Raw genomic sequence first — 16,349 nt, 5'->3', positions numbered from 1 at the left:
CCTTGCAGTTGCTGTATTTGTTGTTCCAGGGATGAGTCAGCTATTTTTTGGTCAATTGCGGCTGTAGTTTGCTTTAAGTCGGCAATTTGACTTGGTTCCAACCGCTGGTTAAACGCTTCGTTCAACGACGAAAGGTTTCCTTGCAGTTGCTGTATTTGTTGTTCCAGGGATGAGTCAGCTATTTTTTGGTCAATTGCGGCTGTAGTTTGCTTTAAGTCGGCAATTTGACTTGGTTCCAACCGCTGGTTAAACGCTTCGTTCAACGACGAAAGGTTTCCTTGCAGTTGTTGTATTTCCTGCTTAACTTGCTTAAGTTCCTCTGGGTTAACCCTGGCAGCGGTTGTTTTTTCTGTATTGGTCAGTACAGTTTTCAGTTCCTGAATCTGTTGTTCTATATAAGTGGGGTCAAAAGCTGGCTGCGCGGTAACATTCCCTGTGGATGAAATATTGCCAATTGCTACTTCTAAGGTATCGAATCGTTTTTGCAGCGCCGAGATTTCTGCTTGGATCGGTTTAATATTAACAGGTTCAGGAGCGGGAGCCAGGGATTTTGCCGCATCTTTTACCGCCTGTAACTCTCCTGCTATTTTCTGGTCTGTTTCCGTGATGCGAGAGTTCATCTGAGATAAAAACGACAGCATATTCTGCTGCAAGTTCTGCTCAAACCGGCGGCGGTTGATTGTACTGAGGGAGAGCGCTAAAGTCAAGGGAGCGGCTGCATAAATTAGCTGATTGGAAGCCACTGCCAATATCGACCCAATCACAGAACCCGCTACGGAGATAGTTTCTGTTACTTCCAACCCATTGCGCTCGCTGGTGTCATTCATGATAACTTCTATATCTGCTATGTCTATGAGACAAAATTTATCATATTCCCCGTCCCGTGGCAGTCCCAGAGTTTTATAGCAAAATTCCGTTAAACTTATCTATGTTACCGCAATTTTCCGTCATATTCAACAACTGTTGCACCTGCCTCAAGGAGTACCGATGTTACCAAAACCCTGGGATCTACTTCTGCGCCGTTGTCGCTTGCTCAATTCAACCGGGACTGAGTCGGAAGTTGACATTGCTATTGTAGACGGGAAGATTGCAGCCATTGCCCCCCATCTTACCTCACCCTGCCAACTAGAACTCGATATTCAAGGTAAGTTAGTGAGTCCGCCGTTTGTTGAGTCGCACATTCATTTAGATTCGGCTTTAACCGCAGGCGAACCGCGATGGAATCAAAGCGGAACTTTGTTTGAAGGAATTGAAATTTGGGGAGAACGCAAGCAAAGTTTAACCCTAGAAGATGTCAAAAACCGCGCCAAAGAAACTCTAAAGCAACAAGCCTCCCAAGGTGTATTATTTGTTCGCAGCCATGCCGATGTTAGCGAACCGAGTTTAACTGCATTGCAAGGCTTACTCGAAGTGCGAGAAGAGGTCAAAGATTGGATAAATTTACAAGTGGTGGCCTTTCCCCAAGATGGGATTTACAGCCAGACAAAAAACGAGGAACTATTGGAAGAAGCGCTGAAATTGGGGGCGGATGTTGTGGGAGGAATTCCCCACTATGAATTTACGCGAGAAGATGGGGTGCGTTCGGTTCATCGCATCTTTGAATTAGCCGAAAAATATGATAAAATTATCGATATTCACTGCGATGAAATTGATGACGAACAGTCGCGGTTTTTAGAAGTGGTAGCAGCTTGTGCTGTGCGTGAGGGAATCGGGGAAAAAGTTACAGCGAGTCACACAACTGCGTTTGGTTCTTATAACAATGCATATGCGCGAAAATTGATGGGATTGTTGGTGCGATCGCCAATTAATTTCATCGCCAATCCCCTGATTAATATTACCCTGCAAGGGCGCACCGATACTTATCCCAAACGTCGGGGAATTACCCGCGTAAAAGAACTTTGGCAAGCGGGATTAAATGTCAGTTTAGGACATGATTGCGTCCAAGATCCTTGGTACAGTTTGGGAACGGGAAATATGTTAGAAGTCGCCCATATGGCAGTTCACGTTTGCCAAATGACAGGAATGGCAGAAATCGATGCTTGTTTTGATATGGTAACGTGGCACGGCGCTAAAACTTTGCATTTGCAAGATAACTATGGAATTGCAATAGGAAAACCAGCCAATTTAATAGTTTTAGATGGTTCGAGTCGCTACGATGCAATTCGTCGCCGCGCCACGGTGCGTTATGTTATTTCCCAAGGCAAGTTACTTGCTTATACCGAACCATCCGTCACGCAATGGAAAGGTTAGTAAGTGGGTGTTTTCCCGATTCCCAATTAGCAATTAGCAATTAGCAATTACGGTTTCTTAGTTGATCTCTGGTTCCCTTTCCCAAGGATTTTTCGGAGAAACCCGGTTTCTTTGCCTAAGATTCCCAATTAACAATTAACAATTAACAATTAGCAATTAGCAATTAGCAATTAGCGCGTAGTATTTGAATTAGCAGTAGTACCCATTTGATAATTTTTGATAGCTTGTTTTTTGCGGTATTCTGCAATTTTGATTTTGACGCAATCGTATTGCGGACTGCTGGGAGTAATCTGTTCCAAATATTTCAAAGCACTCGTAAAGTCGCCCTTATAGGCGTGGACGTAGGCTTTTTTCCGCAGTAGGTAAACATCTCTTTCGCTCAAGGGGAGTCCTTGGAAGAAACACAGATAAGGAATTCTACAAAGTTCTTCAGACCAACTCAGTAATTGTTCATCTTTAATATTTGGTTTTACTAACTTTAATTCCTTTGGATCTGGTTCTAGAATATCGTGAATACCTGCTTCTATAAACAGATAATTAGCACCTAGTGCCGCTAAGGTAAGGCTCAACATTATTAACACCGGAGGAATGCCCGGTATATGAATTTCTATGTCTGGGTCGAACTCTAGCGGTGGTAAGGGAATTGGCCATAAAGAAATGGGTAGCTCGTCGATAAATTCGGTAGGCTCAAATGAGGGTAAAATTAACTCTTTTGGTTCGGGTGTTTGCACCAGATTTAGAGTCGGTTGCAGCGAGGATATTTGTTTGACTTCTATGGGTTTCTCAAGGTTGACAGGCAGACTATGAAGCGCTTGCAAGACTTCCGTCGCATTTTGATAGCGGTCTTTATAATCGGGTTGCACCATTCGCTCCAGGACACCAGCTAACTCGTCGCTAACCTGGCGCTGCCAAGTTATATTATCTATTTGTAATTGCGCTGGACGCAGTCCTGTTAGTGCTTGAACGCCAATGGTACCTAAAGCATAAATATCGCTGTTTATCCGAGGCTGAAATGCGAGTTGCTCTCCTGGAATATATCCGGATGGAGTAAGATTTAATTTGAGATCGGGCGCTGTATTTTGCACTGGTTGAACTGCGCCGAAGTCAGTTAAAAATAGCTTTCCGTCTACGGCACGTTTAATTATGTTGCTTGGATTGATGTTACAATGGATGATAGTATGAGCGTGAATAAATTCCAGAATGCCCAAAAGGTCTTTCAAAAATTTAACAACTTGAAATTCAGTCCAACGTTGACCGCAGCGGGTACTGGTTGGTAGTAGTTCACTCAGGGGTTGTCCTTCAATGAATTCTTGTACTAAGTAGAATCCTTGGTCGTTTTCAAATGTAGCTAATACCTGGGGAATTTGTTCGTGCTTTCCCAAATTAATCAGAATTTCTGCTTCCCCCAAAAATAGACGCTTTAGAGTTTCCAGGGTTTTGGGTTCATCGCTGGCAGCTTTGACGTGTTTGATGACGCATTTGGGGCTACCCGTTTGGCGAATGTCTTTGGCAAGGTAAGTCCGCCCCAGTACGCCAAAACTGAGTATTTCGAGTATATAATAACGTCCACCTACTAATTTTCCAAAGATTGGGTGATTTGTTTGACCGTTCAACATAGATTTTGACCAATAAACTGGATAGTATTTCTTATATTTACCGTCGCGCGATCGCATCTACCCAACGGCAGACAAATCTGGAAGGCTAACTCTAGGCTAGCTGCGAACGCTTTTAAAGTTTACCTCTGCTCCAATTTTCTTTAGCAATCATTTTTCTGCTTCAGGAAGAAACTTGGGTCAGTTGTAGGTTGGGTGGAGTGCAGGGACACTCAACGCCAACCAGGGATAGCAATTTCAGGATGCGACAATAGTGTATGCCAAAATCGGTATCAACGGTTAGGGGTGCGCCGCATACACCACCCACTACCCAACTGCGATCGCACTGCACAAATCCAGATGCAAGGACAAACCTATGAGCAACCATTCAGATTTTTCCAGCCACGGCTATCAAATTATCCGCGAATTGGGACGCAACCGGGAAGCGGGGCGGATTACTTACTTGGTGAAGAGATCCCCCCATGCCCCCCTGATCAAGGGGGGGACAAGAGGGGGGGATCTTGATCGGGGGGGGACAAGAGGGGATGTCCTTGATCGGGAGGGGACAACAGGGGGGGATCTTGTTGTAATTAAAGAGTTTCGGTTTGCAATGGGGGGTGCGGATTGGTCGGGTTTTAAAGCTTATGAACGGGAAATTGAACTGCTGCAACAATTAAATCATCCCCGCATTCCCCGCTATCTAGATTCTTTTGAAACTGCATCGGGCTTTTGTTTGGTGCAGGAATATAAAAATGCGCCATCTTTAGCGGAACGACGCAGCTTTACTCCTGAAGAAATTAAGCAAATTGCTGTGTCGGTTTTAGAAATTTTGGTTTACTTGCAAAAGCGGACTCCTCCGGTGATTCATCGGGATATCAAACCAGAGAATATTTTGGTGGACAAGCAATTAAATGCTTACCTAATTGATTTTGGTTTTGCCCGCATTCGGGGTGGGGAATTGGCGCTTAGCAGCGTCGCAGCAGGAACGATAGGCTTTATGCCGCCGGAAGAACAGTTTGGTCGTTCGCTTACAGAAGCATCGGATTTATATAGTTTGGGAGCAACTTTGATTTGCTTGGTGACTGGTACTCGTTCTGTTGATATTGGCAAGTTAATTGATGATAACTATCGGTTTGAGTTTAAGAAATTAGTTCCCAAACTGAAGCCGCGCTTTGTTGATTGGCTGACCAAAATGGTGGAACCGAATTTGAAGAATCGCTATGGCAATGCGGCTGCGGCTTTGGAAGCACTTCAGCCCATTGATGTTGTTGGTAGTGCCACTCTGGTAGAAACTTTATTTCGTTCAGTAAATCTCACGAGGAAACCAGCGGTTGTAGCAGGGCTAGCCACTCTTGGAGTTGTCGCCATTTTTGGCACAAATTTGATAATTTCTCAGTTGAGTGCAACTTCTGGAAGTGCTGCTGTCAATCGATTGCGGATGACTGGGAGTTGCGAAAAGTGTGACTTGAATGATGCCTACCTGGGGGGTGCCAACCTGGGGGGTGCCAACCTGAGGGGTGCCAACCTGGGGGGTGCCAACCTGAGGGGTGCCAACCTGGGGGGTGCCAACCTGAGGGGTGCCAACCTGAGGGGTGCCAACCTGGGGGGTGCCAACCTGAGGGGTGCCAACCTGGGGAATACCAACCTGATGGGTGTCTTGAGGGATACCCACCTGGAGGATGCCAACCTGGAGGATGCCAACCTGAAGGATGCCAACCTGAAGGATGCCAACCTGAAGGGTGCCAACCTGAAGGATGCCAACCTGAAGGATGCCAACCTGAAGGGTGCCAACCTGAAGGATGCCAACCTGAGGGGTGCCAACCTGAAGGATGCCAACCTGAGGGGTGCCAACCTGAAGGGTGCCAACCTGAAGGATGCCAACCTGAGGGGTGCCAACCTGAAGGGTGCCAACCTGAAGGATGCCTACCTGGGGGGTGCCTACCTGGGGGGTGCCTACCTGGGGGATGCCTACCTGGGGGATGCCAACCTGGGGGATGCCTACCTGGGGGGTGCCAACCTGGGGGGTGCCAACCTGGGGTATGCCAACCTAAAGGGTGCTAATTTGAAGGGCGCAATCATGCCTGATGGCACAAAACATGAGTAAGCGTAGTAGCGAAAGAGGATAATTCCCTAGCTTGGAATCTGCGATATTAGCAGCAATAGTTAGCACAATCAGCTAGCAAATTTTAAAGGGGATATTTGCAAATATGGCTTTAATTCTTGTCACCCAAGAAACCCGGTTTCTTTGACAAACCGGGTTTCTTGAAGATGCGATCGCTCTATCCTATACCACTCTTGCTAAAATTGTAAGTACTAAATGCCAGGAGATTAAAATGCAAATCAAAGACATGACAGTTGAGCAACTTACAGATCTAATTCGACACATTGTTGAACAATGCCTAGACGAGTATTTCGGCGATCCTGACGAGGGAAAAGAAATCAAAGAAGAGGTCAAGCAGCGATTAATGGAGTTTAGAAAGGGAAAAGAAGCAGGCGAACGGGGTATTCCTGCTGAAGAAGTCTATAAAAAACTTAGTGGAAAACAGCAATGAAGCTCTCAGTTGAGTATAAACCACAAGCCGTTGCTGACTTGGAAAAGCTGACTCAGGCTGTACGCGACGCTTAAAATAAAAGTATAATTTCAGCAACTTTAACCCATGCTTTCCACCCAATACCACGCCTACTTCTCCCCAGAAGAATATCTAGAAATAGAAGATAATAATCCCATCAAGCATGAATACAGGCAAGGACTCATCTACGCAATGGCAGGAGCAAGTAAAGCTCATGTCATAATTACAGGAAATATATATCGGCAGTTAGACAACTCACTTGAAGACAGTGACTGTATAGTTTACACCACAGATATGAAAGTTCGAGTAGAAGCAGAGAATGATTTCTACTATCCTGATGTCGCGGTAACCTGCGACGAACGAGACAGAAACTCTTCTGAAAAGTTTATTCGCTATCCTTGTTTAATTGTGGAAGTATTGTCTTCCAAAACAGAAGCTTTTGATAGAGAAGGTAAATTTAATGACTACAAAAATTTAGAAACTTTGACCGAATACGTGCTAATTAGTCAAAACCAGATGCGCGTCGAGTGTTTCCGCCGCAATGGGGAAGGAAACTGGGTACAACAAACCTACAACTCAGGCGAAGAAATCTATTTTGCCAGCGTTGATTTTAGCTGTCCGATTGCAGCATTGTATCGCCAGGTTTCTTTACTCAACACATAGCCTTGAAATAAATTTCAAGCTAAAAGCTAAAACCTGTTAAAACAGGTTAAATGTTTGCTCGATTCAGAGTTTCAGTCAATTTCAACGATAATTTTGTAGGGGCACGGCATATAATAACTTTTGGTTTATACCAAAGGTTTTAAATTGCCGTGCCCCTACAGCCAGAAATAAATTTCTGGTTTAAAATTATCAAGGACTGTTACGCCCTGTTCTCATGTCTCATCCTGTCGATAGTTCAGACGCCCAGCATCTCACCAGCCCCAACCATAATAACCAGAATACGATCCGCATTCGGGGCGCGAGGCAGCATAACCTTAAGAATATCGATTTGGAACTGCCGCGCGATCGCTTAATCGTCTTCACCGGCGTCTCCGGGTCGGGTAAGTCCTCCCTCGCCTTCGATACCATCTTCGCGGAAGGACAGCGCCGCTACGTTGAATCTCTCAGCGCTTATGCGCGACAATTCTTAGGACAGCTAGATAAACCGGATGTAGAAGCCATCGAAGGGCTGAGTCCGGCTATTTCCATCGATCAAAAGTCTACATCGAATAACCCGCGTTCGACGGTAGGCACGGTTACCGAAATTTACGATTATCTGCGATTATTGTATGGCAGGGCGGGAGAACCCCACTGTCCGATATGCGATCGCTGTATTGCACCTCAGACAATCGACGAGATGTGCGATCGCATCATGGAACTCCCAGATCGTACCCGCTTCCAAATCCTATCACCCGTCGTGCGCGGTAAAAAGGGAACCCACCGCAAACTTTTATCGAGTTTAGTCTCTGAAGGTTTTGTCCGCGTGCGAGTTAATGGGGAAATTCGCCAACTCGACGAAAATATCGAATTAGATAAAAATTATCATCACACAATTGAAATCGTCGTCGATCGGTTAATCAAAAAACCCGATCTTCAAGAACGTTTGGTTGATTCTCTCAACACCTGCTTGCGTCATTCCGGTGGAATTGCGGTGATTGATATTACTCCTTCATCAGAAGTCAACAGCGAAAAAGAATTAATCTTTTCCGAAAACTTTGCTTGTCCCGAACATGGGGCGGTGATGGAAGAATTATCGCCGAGACTATTTTCGTTTAATTCGCCTTACGGTGCTTGTCCAAATTGTCACGGATTAGGCAGTTTGCGGACATTTTCACCAGAGTTAATTGTACCCGATCCGGATGCGCCTCTTTATAGTGCGATCGCCCCTTGGGCAGAAAAGGATAATTCTTACTATATCTCGCTACTTTATAACGTGGCGCAAGCGTTTGGATTTGAACTCCACACCCCTTGGAAACAACTTACCAAAGAACAGCAACAGATTCTCTTATCAGGTTCGGAAAAAGCGATTTGGATACCAGAAAGAAAGGATTTCCGACACTATTCTGGAGTTTTAGCAATCCTGCAAAAACAATATGATGAAGGGTCGGAATTGCAAAAGCAAAAATTAGAACAATATCTAGTATATCAAACCTGCGAAGTTTGTCAAGGAAAGAGACTGAAACCGGAAGCGCTATCGGTGCGAATGGGGCAATATAAAATAGAGGAATTGACGGCAGTTTCGATTGGGGAAAGTAAGGAGAGGATTGATAAATTGAGGTTGAGCGATCGCCAAGCGCAAATCGCCGATTTAGTCCTCAGAGAAATCAAAGCCAGACTGCAATTCCTCCTCGACGTAGGATTAGATTACCTCACCTTAGACCGCGCCGCTATGACCCTTTCGGGGGGCGAAGCACAGCGAATCCGATTGGCGACGCAAATAGGTTCTGGATTAACAGGCGTCCTATACGTTTTAGATGAACCGAGTATCGGATTGCATCAAAGAGACAACACTCGCTTGCTGAATACATTAACCAAACTACGCGACTTAGGAAATACCTTAATAGTAGTCGAACACGACGAAGAAACCATCCGCGCTGCCGACCATATTGTAGATATTGGTCCCGGCGCGGGAATACACGGCGGAGAAATCATCGCCCAAGGGAATTTAGACACATTACTAACCGCAGAAAAGTCTTTAACTGGCGCTTATCTATCGGGACGGCGAGTCATAGAAACCCCAGCAGAAAGAAGAACTGGAAATGGCAAATCCTTAATCCTCAAGAATGCCCATCGCAATAACTTAAAAAACATCGATGTAGAAATCCCCTTGGGTAAACTTGTCTGCATTACCGGCGTTTCCGGTTCTGGAAAATCTACCTTAGTCAACGAATTACTTTATCCAGCATTACAACATCACCTCACGCGCAAAGTTCCCCTTCCCAAACAACTGGAAAAAATTACCGGACTCAACGCCATCGATAAAGCAATTGTGATCGACCAATCTCCCATTGGACGCACGCCGCGTTCTAACCCCGTCACATATACCGGCGTATTTGATGCGATTCGCGATATCTTTTCCCAAACCATAGAAGCCAAAGCCAGGGGATATAAACCAGGGCAATTTTCCTTCAACGTCAAAGGCGGAAGATGCGAAGCTTGTAGCGGACAGGGGGTGAATGTAATTGAGATGAATTTTCTGCCGGATGTGTACGTTCAATGCGAAGTTTGTAAAGGTGCTAGATACAATCGAGAAACCTTGCAAGTGAAATATAAAGGCAAGTCGATTGCGGAAGTTTTAGACATGACTGTCGAAGAAGCTTTGGAGTTTTTTATCAATATCCCCAAAGCAGCAACGCGACTGCAAACTTTATTAGATGTGGGATTAGGTTACATCCGTTTGGGACAGACAGCACCTACCTTATCCGGCGGCGAAGCGCAGCGGGTAAAATTGGCATCCGAACTATCTCGCCGCGCCACGGGGAAGACGCTTTATTTAATCGACGAACCGACAACTGGTTTATCTTTTTACGATGTCCATAAGTTGTTAGATGTGTTGCAGAGATTGGTGGATAAAGGTAATTCTATTTTGGTGATCGAACATAATTTGGATGTAATTCGTTGTTCCGATTGGGTGATAGATTTAGGGCCAGAAGGTGGAGATAAAGGAGGGGAAGTAATTGCTTTTGGCACGCCGGAGGAAGTAGCGGCGAATTCGAGGTCTTATACTGGGCAATATTTAAAGCAAGTCTTGCAGCAGCATTCACCAATCTTGGGTCAAGCCTGAAATGCTTATTTTACAGGACTTACGCAAAAGTTACCCGGTTTGTCCGAAAAATAATTGGTTTGACCACTAGATATTTACGAATAAAAGGGTTATAATAATCAAATATATACAAGCCTAACAGGGTGACTAACCCATCACAAGCAGCCCTTAACAAAGCTTTTAGGCTGTTTGATCTCAAAAAGATTCAGGGTGTAAAACCGCAGCACAATTAGTTCAGCCAACCCAGTCAGGGGAGGCGTGGCTATTATTTATCTGAAACGGTATCAATAAGGATGTCAATAATACCTGGGGTTTTTTGAAGCTCCAAGTTATAGAGGTATTATGACGTTACCAAAGCAAAATTGAAAGTGAATCATCCCATTTAATGAACTTGTGTAAAGGAGGCTAAATGAAATTTGCAGATATGTTAAAAACCCCAGAATTATTTTTTAACCCCAAACAACTGGTTCGATACCAATTGATGAAAAAAGGAAATATAAGTAATAATGAATTTGAAGAAGTGAGTCTTCCTTGGGGAGTTAAAATTTTGGTGAGACCCCATGAGTTTATAGGGAAGAGAATATGCATGTATGGACTCTACGATCTCTGTGTATGTGAATCTGTTTGGAACCTACTCGATCCAGGCGAATGTGCTGTTGATGTGGGTGCAAATATAGGACAAATGGCAAGTCTGATGGCAGTAAAATGTGGGGGAAGTGGTAAAGTAATTGCATTTGAACCTCACCCTAAAGTATATGAAGAATTAATGAAAAACGTTAACACTTGGAATCAAAAGGAAGGATTAGCAAGAATTATTAGTCATCAGGTAGCTTTAAGCGAAAATGCTGGAGAGGGACTTTTGCGTAGTCATGCGACTTTTCAAATTAGCATGGGACGATCGAGAGTAGTGACAGAAGAGAATTATCAGGCATTAGAGGGAAGAGACTATAAAATAAAGCTGCAAAAATTGGATGAAATTATAGATAATCATGAAAAAATAGGAGTGATGAAAATTGATGTAGAAGGGCATGAAATTAGTGTATTGAAAGGAGCTAAGGAGGTAATTGAAAGCAATCGAATTAGGGATATAATATTTGAAGAACACGCAAAATATCCAACGGTATTAACTCAATTTTTAGAAGAATATGGATATAGTCTGTTTTACTTAGAAAAAAGTTTTTGGGGAATAGAAGTAGGTGAAATCAAGAACAGACCCCAATATACTTACACTATACATGAGGTACCCAATTATCTGGCTACAAAAGAGCCAGAGCGTGCATTAGTACGCTTAAGAAAAAAAGGCTGGCGTGTGTTGTTGGGTTGGTGATATTTCCAGCCACCAATGAGAGAAAAGCAATGCGATCCCTACGCGATCGCAACTCCATCCCCCAATAATTACCAAACCAATGACATATTCAAAATAAACCCAGGCAAAACATCCTCTCCCGATAAATTAGCAGGATCGGACAACACTTCTTTTTCCCTACCTTGACGATAAATTTCCACTTGTCGATTTTGGCGATTAATCAACCAACCTAAACGAGTTCCATTGTCGATATACTCCTGCATTTTGTCTTGCAGAGATGGTAACGAATCGCTGGGGGAACGCAACTCTATAACAAAGTCCGGACAAAGGGGAAGAAATCTTTCCTGTTGTTCGGGTGTAAGCGCATTCCATTTTTCCAAAGGAATCCAAGAAGCATCCGGAGATCGATCTGCACCGTTAGGAAGTTTAAAACCCGTTGATGAATCAAAAACTTTACCAAGTTGCGCTTGCTGATTCCAAATCCAAACTTGAGCATTGATGCCTGCATTTCGTTCTCCCGTTCCTCCTCCCGTAGGTAACATGATAATTAATTCTCCTGTAGCGGTGCGTTCAAATCTTAAATCTCGATTCACCTGACAAAGCTCAAAAAATTGCTCGTCAGTCAGTTGAATATTTTGAGGAATATTCAAAATTAAGGCATTCATCGGGAATCCCTCAGTTAATTAATGACATCTGACGGTTGACATCTTCACCGCACTTTTAGGGCGGTGATTACAAACATCACTGTTTGGGCTTCCTCTTTCTGCGACTCGGCTTACTTAGAGGAGTTTCCTCACCTAAGCAGAGGTCGATGTCAAAAGAGGCGTTTAACGTTCCCGTGTGCCCCACGGTACGGAGTGCAAGTTCTAATATGTTCTGAGCCGCATTCCAATCTCTGTCTTGTACGTGACCGCAATCAGGACATCTATGTGTACGCTGACTCAAAGATTTCTTGACAACTTCCCCACAATTGGAGCAATTAGCGCTGGTGTAGTGAGGTGGCACTGCAACCGTTGCTACTCCAAACACCTTGCCGAAATACTCCAGCCAATTACGGAAAGCTGACCACGCCGCGTCAGAAATCGACTTTGCCAGCTTCCTATTTCTAACCATGTTTCGCACCTGCAAATCCTCGTAGGCAACCAAGTCGTTAGACTGGATAACGCACCTTGCCAATTTCACGGTAAAGTCTTTACGCTGCCTGCTTACTTTGAGGTGCTTTCTGCTCAAGCGGTTTCTGGCTTTGGCTCTATTTTTCGAGCCTTTTTCGGTACAAGAAATTTTCCGTTGAAGCCGTTTCAAAGCTTTTTCAGACTTTTTCAAGTAACGAGGATTTTCAATAGTTTGCCCGCTCGAGTCGGTGTAGAAATGAGTCAGTCCGACATCCAATCCAATGGTTTTACCTGTTGGTTCTCGTTCCTCAATCCGCTCAATATCAAGGCAAAACTGAACGTAATACCCATCGGCTCTACGAACAACCCGAACCCGCTTAATTTGCTTCAACTGATAAAAGTGCAAGTTGCGGGTTCCCCACAGCTTGAAGTTTCCAGCTTTTAAACCATCTGTGAAAATGATAGTTCGCCTGTCTTCTGAAAGCTTCCATCCGGTTGTTTTGTACTCAACTGAACCGTGTGTTTGATGCTTCTTAAAGCGTGGGAAACCCTTTTTCCCTGGCTTACCCTTTTTACAGTTGTCGTAGAACCGAGCAATGGCAGACCAAGCTCGTTCAGACGAAGCTTGTCTAGCTTGGGAGTTCAACTTGCCAGCCCAAGGGAACTGTTTGGCGAGAACGGCGCAATAAGCACTCAACTCGTATTTACCAATTCCCTTGTTGTCCATCCAGTATCTGAGGCAACTGTTGCGAACAAATCTAGCAGTACGAATGGCTTGATCAAGCTTTTCATACTGTTGTTTTACCCCTTCAAGTTTGGCCTCAAATACCAACATATTTACGCTGGCTCTCTTGGCGCAATTATACCACAGTTAAAAAAGCCGTCCTAGAAGGACGGGGCTTTAAACCCAATTTTTTGGTAAACCATTTGAGGTTTACCCATCAAAGCTAACATTCAATGCGATCGCGAGGAGATCGCCCTCAGCCGCTAATTTTGATATAGCGAGTCAAAATCCGAATGATTTCACCTTTGACTGGAGAAGGTAACGGCGGACTCCAAGCTGCAACTTCTGCAAATCGAACCACATGCAAGTTATGAATTACGCTATTCACCCCATAGGGAATACCGCAAGCAATCATACGCACGGGTAGTTTTCCTTCCGGTATGTCAGGAATCGGCGCTTTGATTAGCTCCAGAACCGAACGTTGTTCTATCATGGTATTACTGCCTTTTTCAGGTGTTACAGAGCGATCGCCCTCATGTTTTCCAGGCACTGGGCGATCGCTTTGTCATGTCTGCACTTAATTTATTCCAACTTGAGTCGATTGTCAACATCTCGCGGTTAATAAAACACAATAGACGTAGCAAAGACAAAATTGGATGATGCCAAATGCTACTATCTGGCTTGCAATGGTATGGCTAGACATTAAGCATTGAGGCAATGATCCGCTGGAGACTAGCAGTTGTAATGGCTGAACGCGATATCAGCAATAAAGAACTAGCTTCCTTAATCGGAAAGCATCCTAATTCCGTCTCCAGGCTGAAGCAGCATCGGCGCCTTCCCAGGATTGACGAATCTTTGCTGGAATCTCTTTGTAAGGCTTTAAAGTGCCAGCCCGGAGACTTAATCGTCTACGAAGAAGGCGAGACAGATAGTTAACCTTTGTAGGTTGCAATGCGTTCGCGTAGCGAAGGGAGGCATATCGCACTCTAGTTTTCCACGCCAGAGGAGCGATCGCTTTGTCATGTGTGCACTAACTCTATTCTGACTGGCGTTATTTGTCAACGCCTACTGTAGAATTAGGGGCACTAAGTGTGGAACTGCCAAAAACTCACCGCGCGAAGTGTTAGCATCTGGCTTGCAATAGCAAGATCCGTAATCGAGTAGTTAAACAGTGATCCGCTGGAGATTGGCAGTTGTGATGGCTGAGCGCAAAATCAGCAATAAGGAGCTAGCTGTCCTGATTGGAAGGCATCCTAAATCTATATCTCGGCTCAAGCTTCACGATCGCCTACCCAGAATTGACGAACCTACACTGGAGGCACTTTGCAAAGCACTAAAATGCCAGCCAGGAGACTTAATCGTTTACGAAGAAGGCGAGACGGATAGTTAGCCTTTTTAGGCTGCAATGCGATCGCGTAGCGTGCCGGAGGCATATCGCACTCTAGTTTTCCACGCCAGAGGAGCGATCGCTTTCTCCTGTCTGAATTAACTGTATTCCGACTTGACTTTGTTGTCAACCCATTACGGATTAAAAAAATACAGCAGCGGTGTTAGGAGAGAAGATTCGTTTTGCTCAGGTGCTAACATCTGCCTTGCAAGGTAACGACTATAAGTTGAGTATTTGATCGGTGATACGCTGGAGACTGGCAGTAGTAATGGCTGAGCGCAACATCAGCAATAAGGAGTTGGCTCGCTTAACGGGGATGAATCCTAATTCTATTTCTAGGCTCAGGGTTCGCCGCTACCTGAATAGAATTGATGGTGATACCCTGAATGCGCTTTGCAAGGCGCTCAAGTGTCAGCCAGGAGACTTGATGGTGTATGACGAAGATGAAGCGGATAGTTAGCACGCTTCGGCGATCGCGTGTATTGTAATGGGGTCAACCAATTTTTGTCGTGCAGGAAGCTAGGATAAGTGTTTGCGATCGCCATTGACCAACAGCAATATCAAACCTACATCCTCTCTGACTCTTCTACCGAGTCGCGTTTGGAAGTCGTACCGCAACGCGGCGGTATAATCACCCGCTGGCAAGTCCAAGGAGAGGATATCCTTTACCTAGACGCAGAACGATTTGCCGACCCCAACTTAAGCGTTAGAGGCGGCATCCCGATTCTATTTCCCATCTGCGGCAACTTACCCGACAACACCTACACCTATCAAGGGAAACAATATACCCTCAAACAACACGGTTTTGCCCGCGACATGCCTTGGGAAGTTGCCGATCAAGTCGCTCAAGATTTAGTTAGCCTCACCCTCGTCCTCAACAGCAACGACCAAACTCGTGCCGTTTACCCATTTGAGTTCCAACTCGCCTTCACCTACGAACTTTTGGGCAATCGTCTAAATATCCGGCAACGGTACACCAATCATTCCACAGAACCGATGCCCTTTTCCACCGGGCTGCATCCTTACTTCCAGACCAGCGATAAAACCCAGTTGGAATTTAACATTCCAGCTGCCGAGTACCAAGACCAGCGAACCAAAATAACCCATTATTTTAACGGCAGCTTTGACTTCGAGGCCGATGAAATTGACGTAGCCTTCCAAAAGCTAACCAGTAACTCAGCCTCCGTCACCGATGCCACTCGCCGGATGCAACTAACCCTGGAATACGACGACGCCTACTCGGTTGTGGTTTTCTGGACGGTCAAAGGTAAACCATATTACTGCCTCGAACCTTGGACTGCTACCCGCAACGCGCTAAACACCGGCGAGAATCTGATTCACTTAGACCCAGGCGCGAGTTTGGAAACGCTAGTGCGCTTGAGTGTAAATTTCTGAGAAAAGTAGGTTGACTTTTGGTTTATGTATTGTTATAGTAGTCAACGGTGTCGAAAAAAACAGTCACCAGGGTCGCTAACTCAACGGTAGAGTACTCGGCTTTTAACCGATTAGTTCCGGGTTCGAATCCCGGGCGACCCATTTAGCTTGTAGACGGGAAGCCCCGCGCTCTACCTGTACCCAGGTGAGCGTCGGGATGAGAGGCGCGTGAGTCGAGGTACGTTGCCTGACCAATGCCAGAGGCGAGGGAAGGCAACAGTGCCGAGAC

Annotated in this window: 16 protein-coding genes and 1 tRNA gene; 11 read left to right on the top strand and 6 right to left on the bottom strand. The window is 45.0% G+C overall.

The annotated features are described in order from the left end of the window. Positions 1–827, bottom strand: an 827-nt coding sequence (locus MiSe_RS41315) for a hypothetical protein (RefSeq protein WP_226591764.1), incomplete at its 3' end; no start/stop codon positions are given. 160 nt (positions 828–987) lie between these two features. On the opposite strand from MiSe_RS41315, the gene codA reads away from it, so the two are divergent. Then, complete coding sequence (gene codA / locus MiSe_RS41310; RefSeq protein ID WP_226591763.1) at positions 988–2,250, top strand: cytosine deaminase; 1,263 nt, start codon at positions 988–990, stop codon at positions 2,248–2,250. 170 nt (positions 2,251–2,420) lie between these two features. On the opposite strand, the gene MiSe_RS41305 is transcribed toward codA, so the two are convergent. Both MiSe_RS41305 and MiSe_RS41300 read right to left on the bottom strand, forming a co-directional pair. After that, positions 2,421–3,923 (bottom strand): serine/threonine-protein kinase, encoded by a 1,503-nt coding sequence (locus MiSe_RS41305; RefSeq protein ID WP_226591761.1) that lies wholly within the window; start codon positions 3,921–3,923, stop codon positions 2,421–2,423. A 103-nt stretch (positions 3,924–4,026) separates the two neighbouring features. Next, positions 4,027–4,230 (bottom strand): hypothetical protein, encoded by a 204-nt coding sequence (locus MiSe_RS41300; RefSeq protein WP_226591759.1) that lies wholly within the window; start codon positions 4,228–4,230, stop codon positions 4,027–4,029. On the opposite strand from MiSe_RS41300, the gene MiSe_RS41295 reads away from it, so the two are divergent. The 5 genes from MiSe_RS41295 to MiSe_RS41275 all read left to right on the top strand — a co-directional run bounded on the left by MiSe_RS41295 (position 4,219) and on the right by MiSe_RS41275 (position 11,484). After that, entirely contained in the window at positions 4,219–5,946 is a 1,728-nt protein-coding gene (locus MiSe_RS41295; protein WP_226591757.1) for a serine/threonine-protein kinase, read from the top strand. The two genes, MiSe_RS41300 and MiSe_RS41295, sit on opposite strands and share 12 nt — an antisense overlap. Before the next feature lie 229 nt (positions 5,947–6,175). Next, complete coding sequence (locus MiSe_RS41290) at positions 6,176–6,394, top strand: hypothetical protein (protein ID WP_226591755.1); 219 nt, start codon at positions 6,176–6,178, stop codon at positions 6,392–6,394. Positions 6,395–6,499: 105 nt separating this feature from the next. Further along, positions 6,500–7,075: a Uma2 family endonuclease gene (locus MiSe_RS41285; protein WP_226591753.1), complete on the top strand. Its 576-nt coding sequence runs from the start codon at positions 6,500–6,502 to the stop codon at positions 7,073–7,075. Between the two features lie 214 nt (positions 7,076–7,289). Further along, complete coding sequence (uvrA, locus tag MiSe_RS41280) at positions 7,290–10,178, top strand: excinuclease ABC subunit UvrA (RefSeq protein ID WP_226591751.1); 2,889 nt, start codon at positions 7,290–7,292, stop codon at positions 10,176–10,178. 388 nt (positions 10,179–10,566) lie between these two features. After that, positions 10,567–11,484 (top strand): FkbM family methyltransferase, encoded by a 918-nt coding sequence (locus MiSe_RS41275; RefSeq protein WP_226591749.1) that lies wholly within the window; start codon positions 10,567–10,569, stop codon positions 11,482–11,484. Positions 11,485–11,552: 68 nt separating this feature from the next. On the opposite strand, the gene MiSe_RS41270 is transcribed toward MiSe_RS41275, so the two are convergent. The 3 genes from MiSe_RS41270 to MiSe_RS41260 form a co-directional block, all read right to left on the bottom strand. After that, positions 11,553–12,128: a Uma2 family endonuclease gene (locus MiSe_RS41270; RefSeq protein WP_226591747.1), complete on the bottom strand. Its 576-nt coding sequence runs from the start codon at positions 12,126–12,128 to the stop codon at positions 11,553–11,555. 76 nt (positions 12,129–12,204) lie between these two features. Next, positions 12,205–13,410 carry an RNA-guided endonuclease InsQ/TnpB family protein gene (locus MiSe_RS41265; RefSeq protein WP_226591744.1) on the bottom strand — a complete coding sequence of 402 codons (1,206 nt, stop codon included), beginning with the start codon at positions 13,408–13,410 and terminating at the stop codon, positions 12,205–12,207. Positions 13,411–13,555: 145 nt separating this feature from the next. Further along, positions 13,556–13,849, bottom strand: coding sequence for a hypothetical protein (locus MiSe_RS41260; RefSeq protein WP_226591742.1), 294 nt, complete (start codon positions 13,847–13,849; stop codon positions 13,556–13,558). Between the two features lie 167 nt (positions 13,850–14,016). On the opposite strand from MiSe_RS41260, the gene MiSe_RS41255 reads away from it, so the two are divergent. The 5 genes from MiSe_RS41255 (at position 14,017) to MiSe_RS41235 (ending at position 16,222) form a co-directional block, all read left to right on the top strand. Further along, positions 14,017–14,235: a helix-turn-helix domain-containing protein gene (locus tag MiSe_RS41255; RefSeq protein WP_226591740.1), complete on the top strand. Its 219-nt coding sequence runs from the start codon at positions 14,017–14,019 to the stop codon at positions 14,233–14,235. Between the two features lie 235 nt (positions 14,236–14,470). Continuing rightward, a complete protein-coding gene (locus MiSe_RS41250; RefSeq protein WP_264196910.1) occupies positions 14,471–14,689 on the top strand; it encodes a helix-turn-helix domain-containing protein in 219 nt (72 codons plus the stop codon). Positions 14,690–14,927: 238 nt separating this feature from the next. Further along, complete coding sequence (locus MiSe_RS41245; protein WP_264196908.1) at positions 14,928–15,146, top strand: helix-turn-helix domain-containing protein; 219 nt, start codon at positions 14,928–14,930, stop codon at positions 15,144–15,146. A 68-nt stretch (positions 15,147–15,214) separates the two neighbouring features. Next, positions 15,215–16,081 (top strand): aldose epimerase family protein, encoded by an 867-nt coding sequence (locus MiSe_RS41240; protein WP_226591734.1) that lies wholly within the window; start codon positions 15,215–15,217, stop codon positions 16,079–16,081. Positions 16,082–16,150: 69 nt separating this feature from the next. Next, positions 16,151–16,222, top strand: a tRNA-Lys gene (locus MiSe_RS41235). Positions 16,223–16,349: the final 127 nt, after the last annotated feature.

This window comes from Microseira wollei NIES-4236, assembly GCF_020521235.1.
Classification (GTDB): domain Bacteria; phylum Cyanobacteriota; class Cyanobacteriia; order Cyanobacteriales; family Aerosakkonemataceae; genus Microseira; species Microseira wollei.
Note: the sequence above shows the minus strand (reverse complement) of the source record. Positions and strands in the feature narration are given on the sequence as shown.

Bases quoted from the DNA above. Each gene is read 5' to 3' on its own strand.
- codA (WP_226591763.1), top strand. From the start codon at position 988: ATGTTACCAAAACCCTGGGATCTACTTCTGCGCCGTTGTCGCTTGCTC.
- MiSe_RS41305 (WP_226591761.1), bottom strand. From the start codon at position 3,923: ATGCGATCGCGCGACGGTAAATATAAGAAATACTATCCAGTTTATTGG.
- MiSe_RS41295 (WP_226591757.1), top strand. From the start codon at position 4,219: ATGAGCAACCATTCAGATTTTTCCAGCCACGGCTATCAAATTATCCGC.
- MiSe_RS41300 (WP_226591759.1), bottom strand. From the start codon at position 4,230: ATGGTTGCTCATAGGTTTGTCCTTGCATCTGGATTTGTGCAGTGCGAT.
- MiSe_RS41290 (WP_226591755.1), top strand. From the start codon at position 6,176: ATGCAAATCAAAGACATGACAGTTGAGCAACTTACAGATCTAATTCGA.
- MiSe_RS41285 (WP_226591753.1), top strand. From the start codon at position 6,500: ATGCTTTCCACCCAATACCACGCCTACTTCTCCCCAGAAGAATATCTA.
- uvrA (WP_226591751.1), top strand. From the start codon at position 7,290: ATGTCTCATCCTGTCGATAGTTCAGACGCCCAGCATCTCACCAGCCCC.
- MiSe_RS41275 (WP_226591749.1), top strand. From the start codon at position 10,567: ATGAAATTTGCAGATATGTTAAAAACCCCAGAATTATTTTTTAACCCC.
- MiSe_RS41270 (WP_226591747.1), bottom strand. From the start codon at position 12,128: ATGAATGCCTTAATTTTGAATATTCCTCAAAATATTCAACTGACTGAC.
- MiSe_RS41265 (WP_226591744.1), bottom strand. From the start codon at position 13,410: ATGTTGGTATTTGAGGCCAAACTTGAAGGGGTAAAACAACAGTATGAA.
- MiSe_RS41255 (WP_226591740.1), top strand. From the start codon at position 14,017: ATGATCCGCTGGAGACTAGCAGTTGTAATGGCTGAACGCGATATCAGC.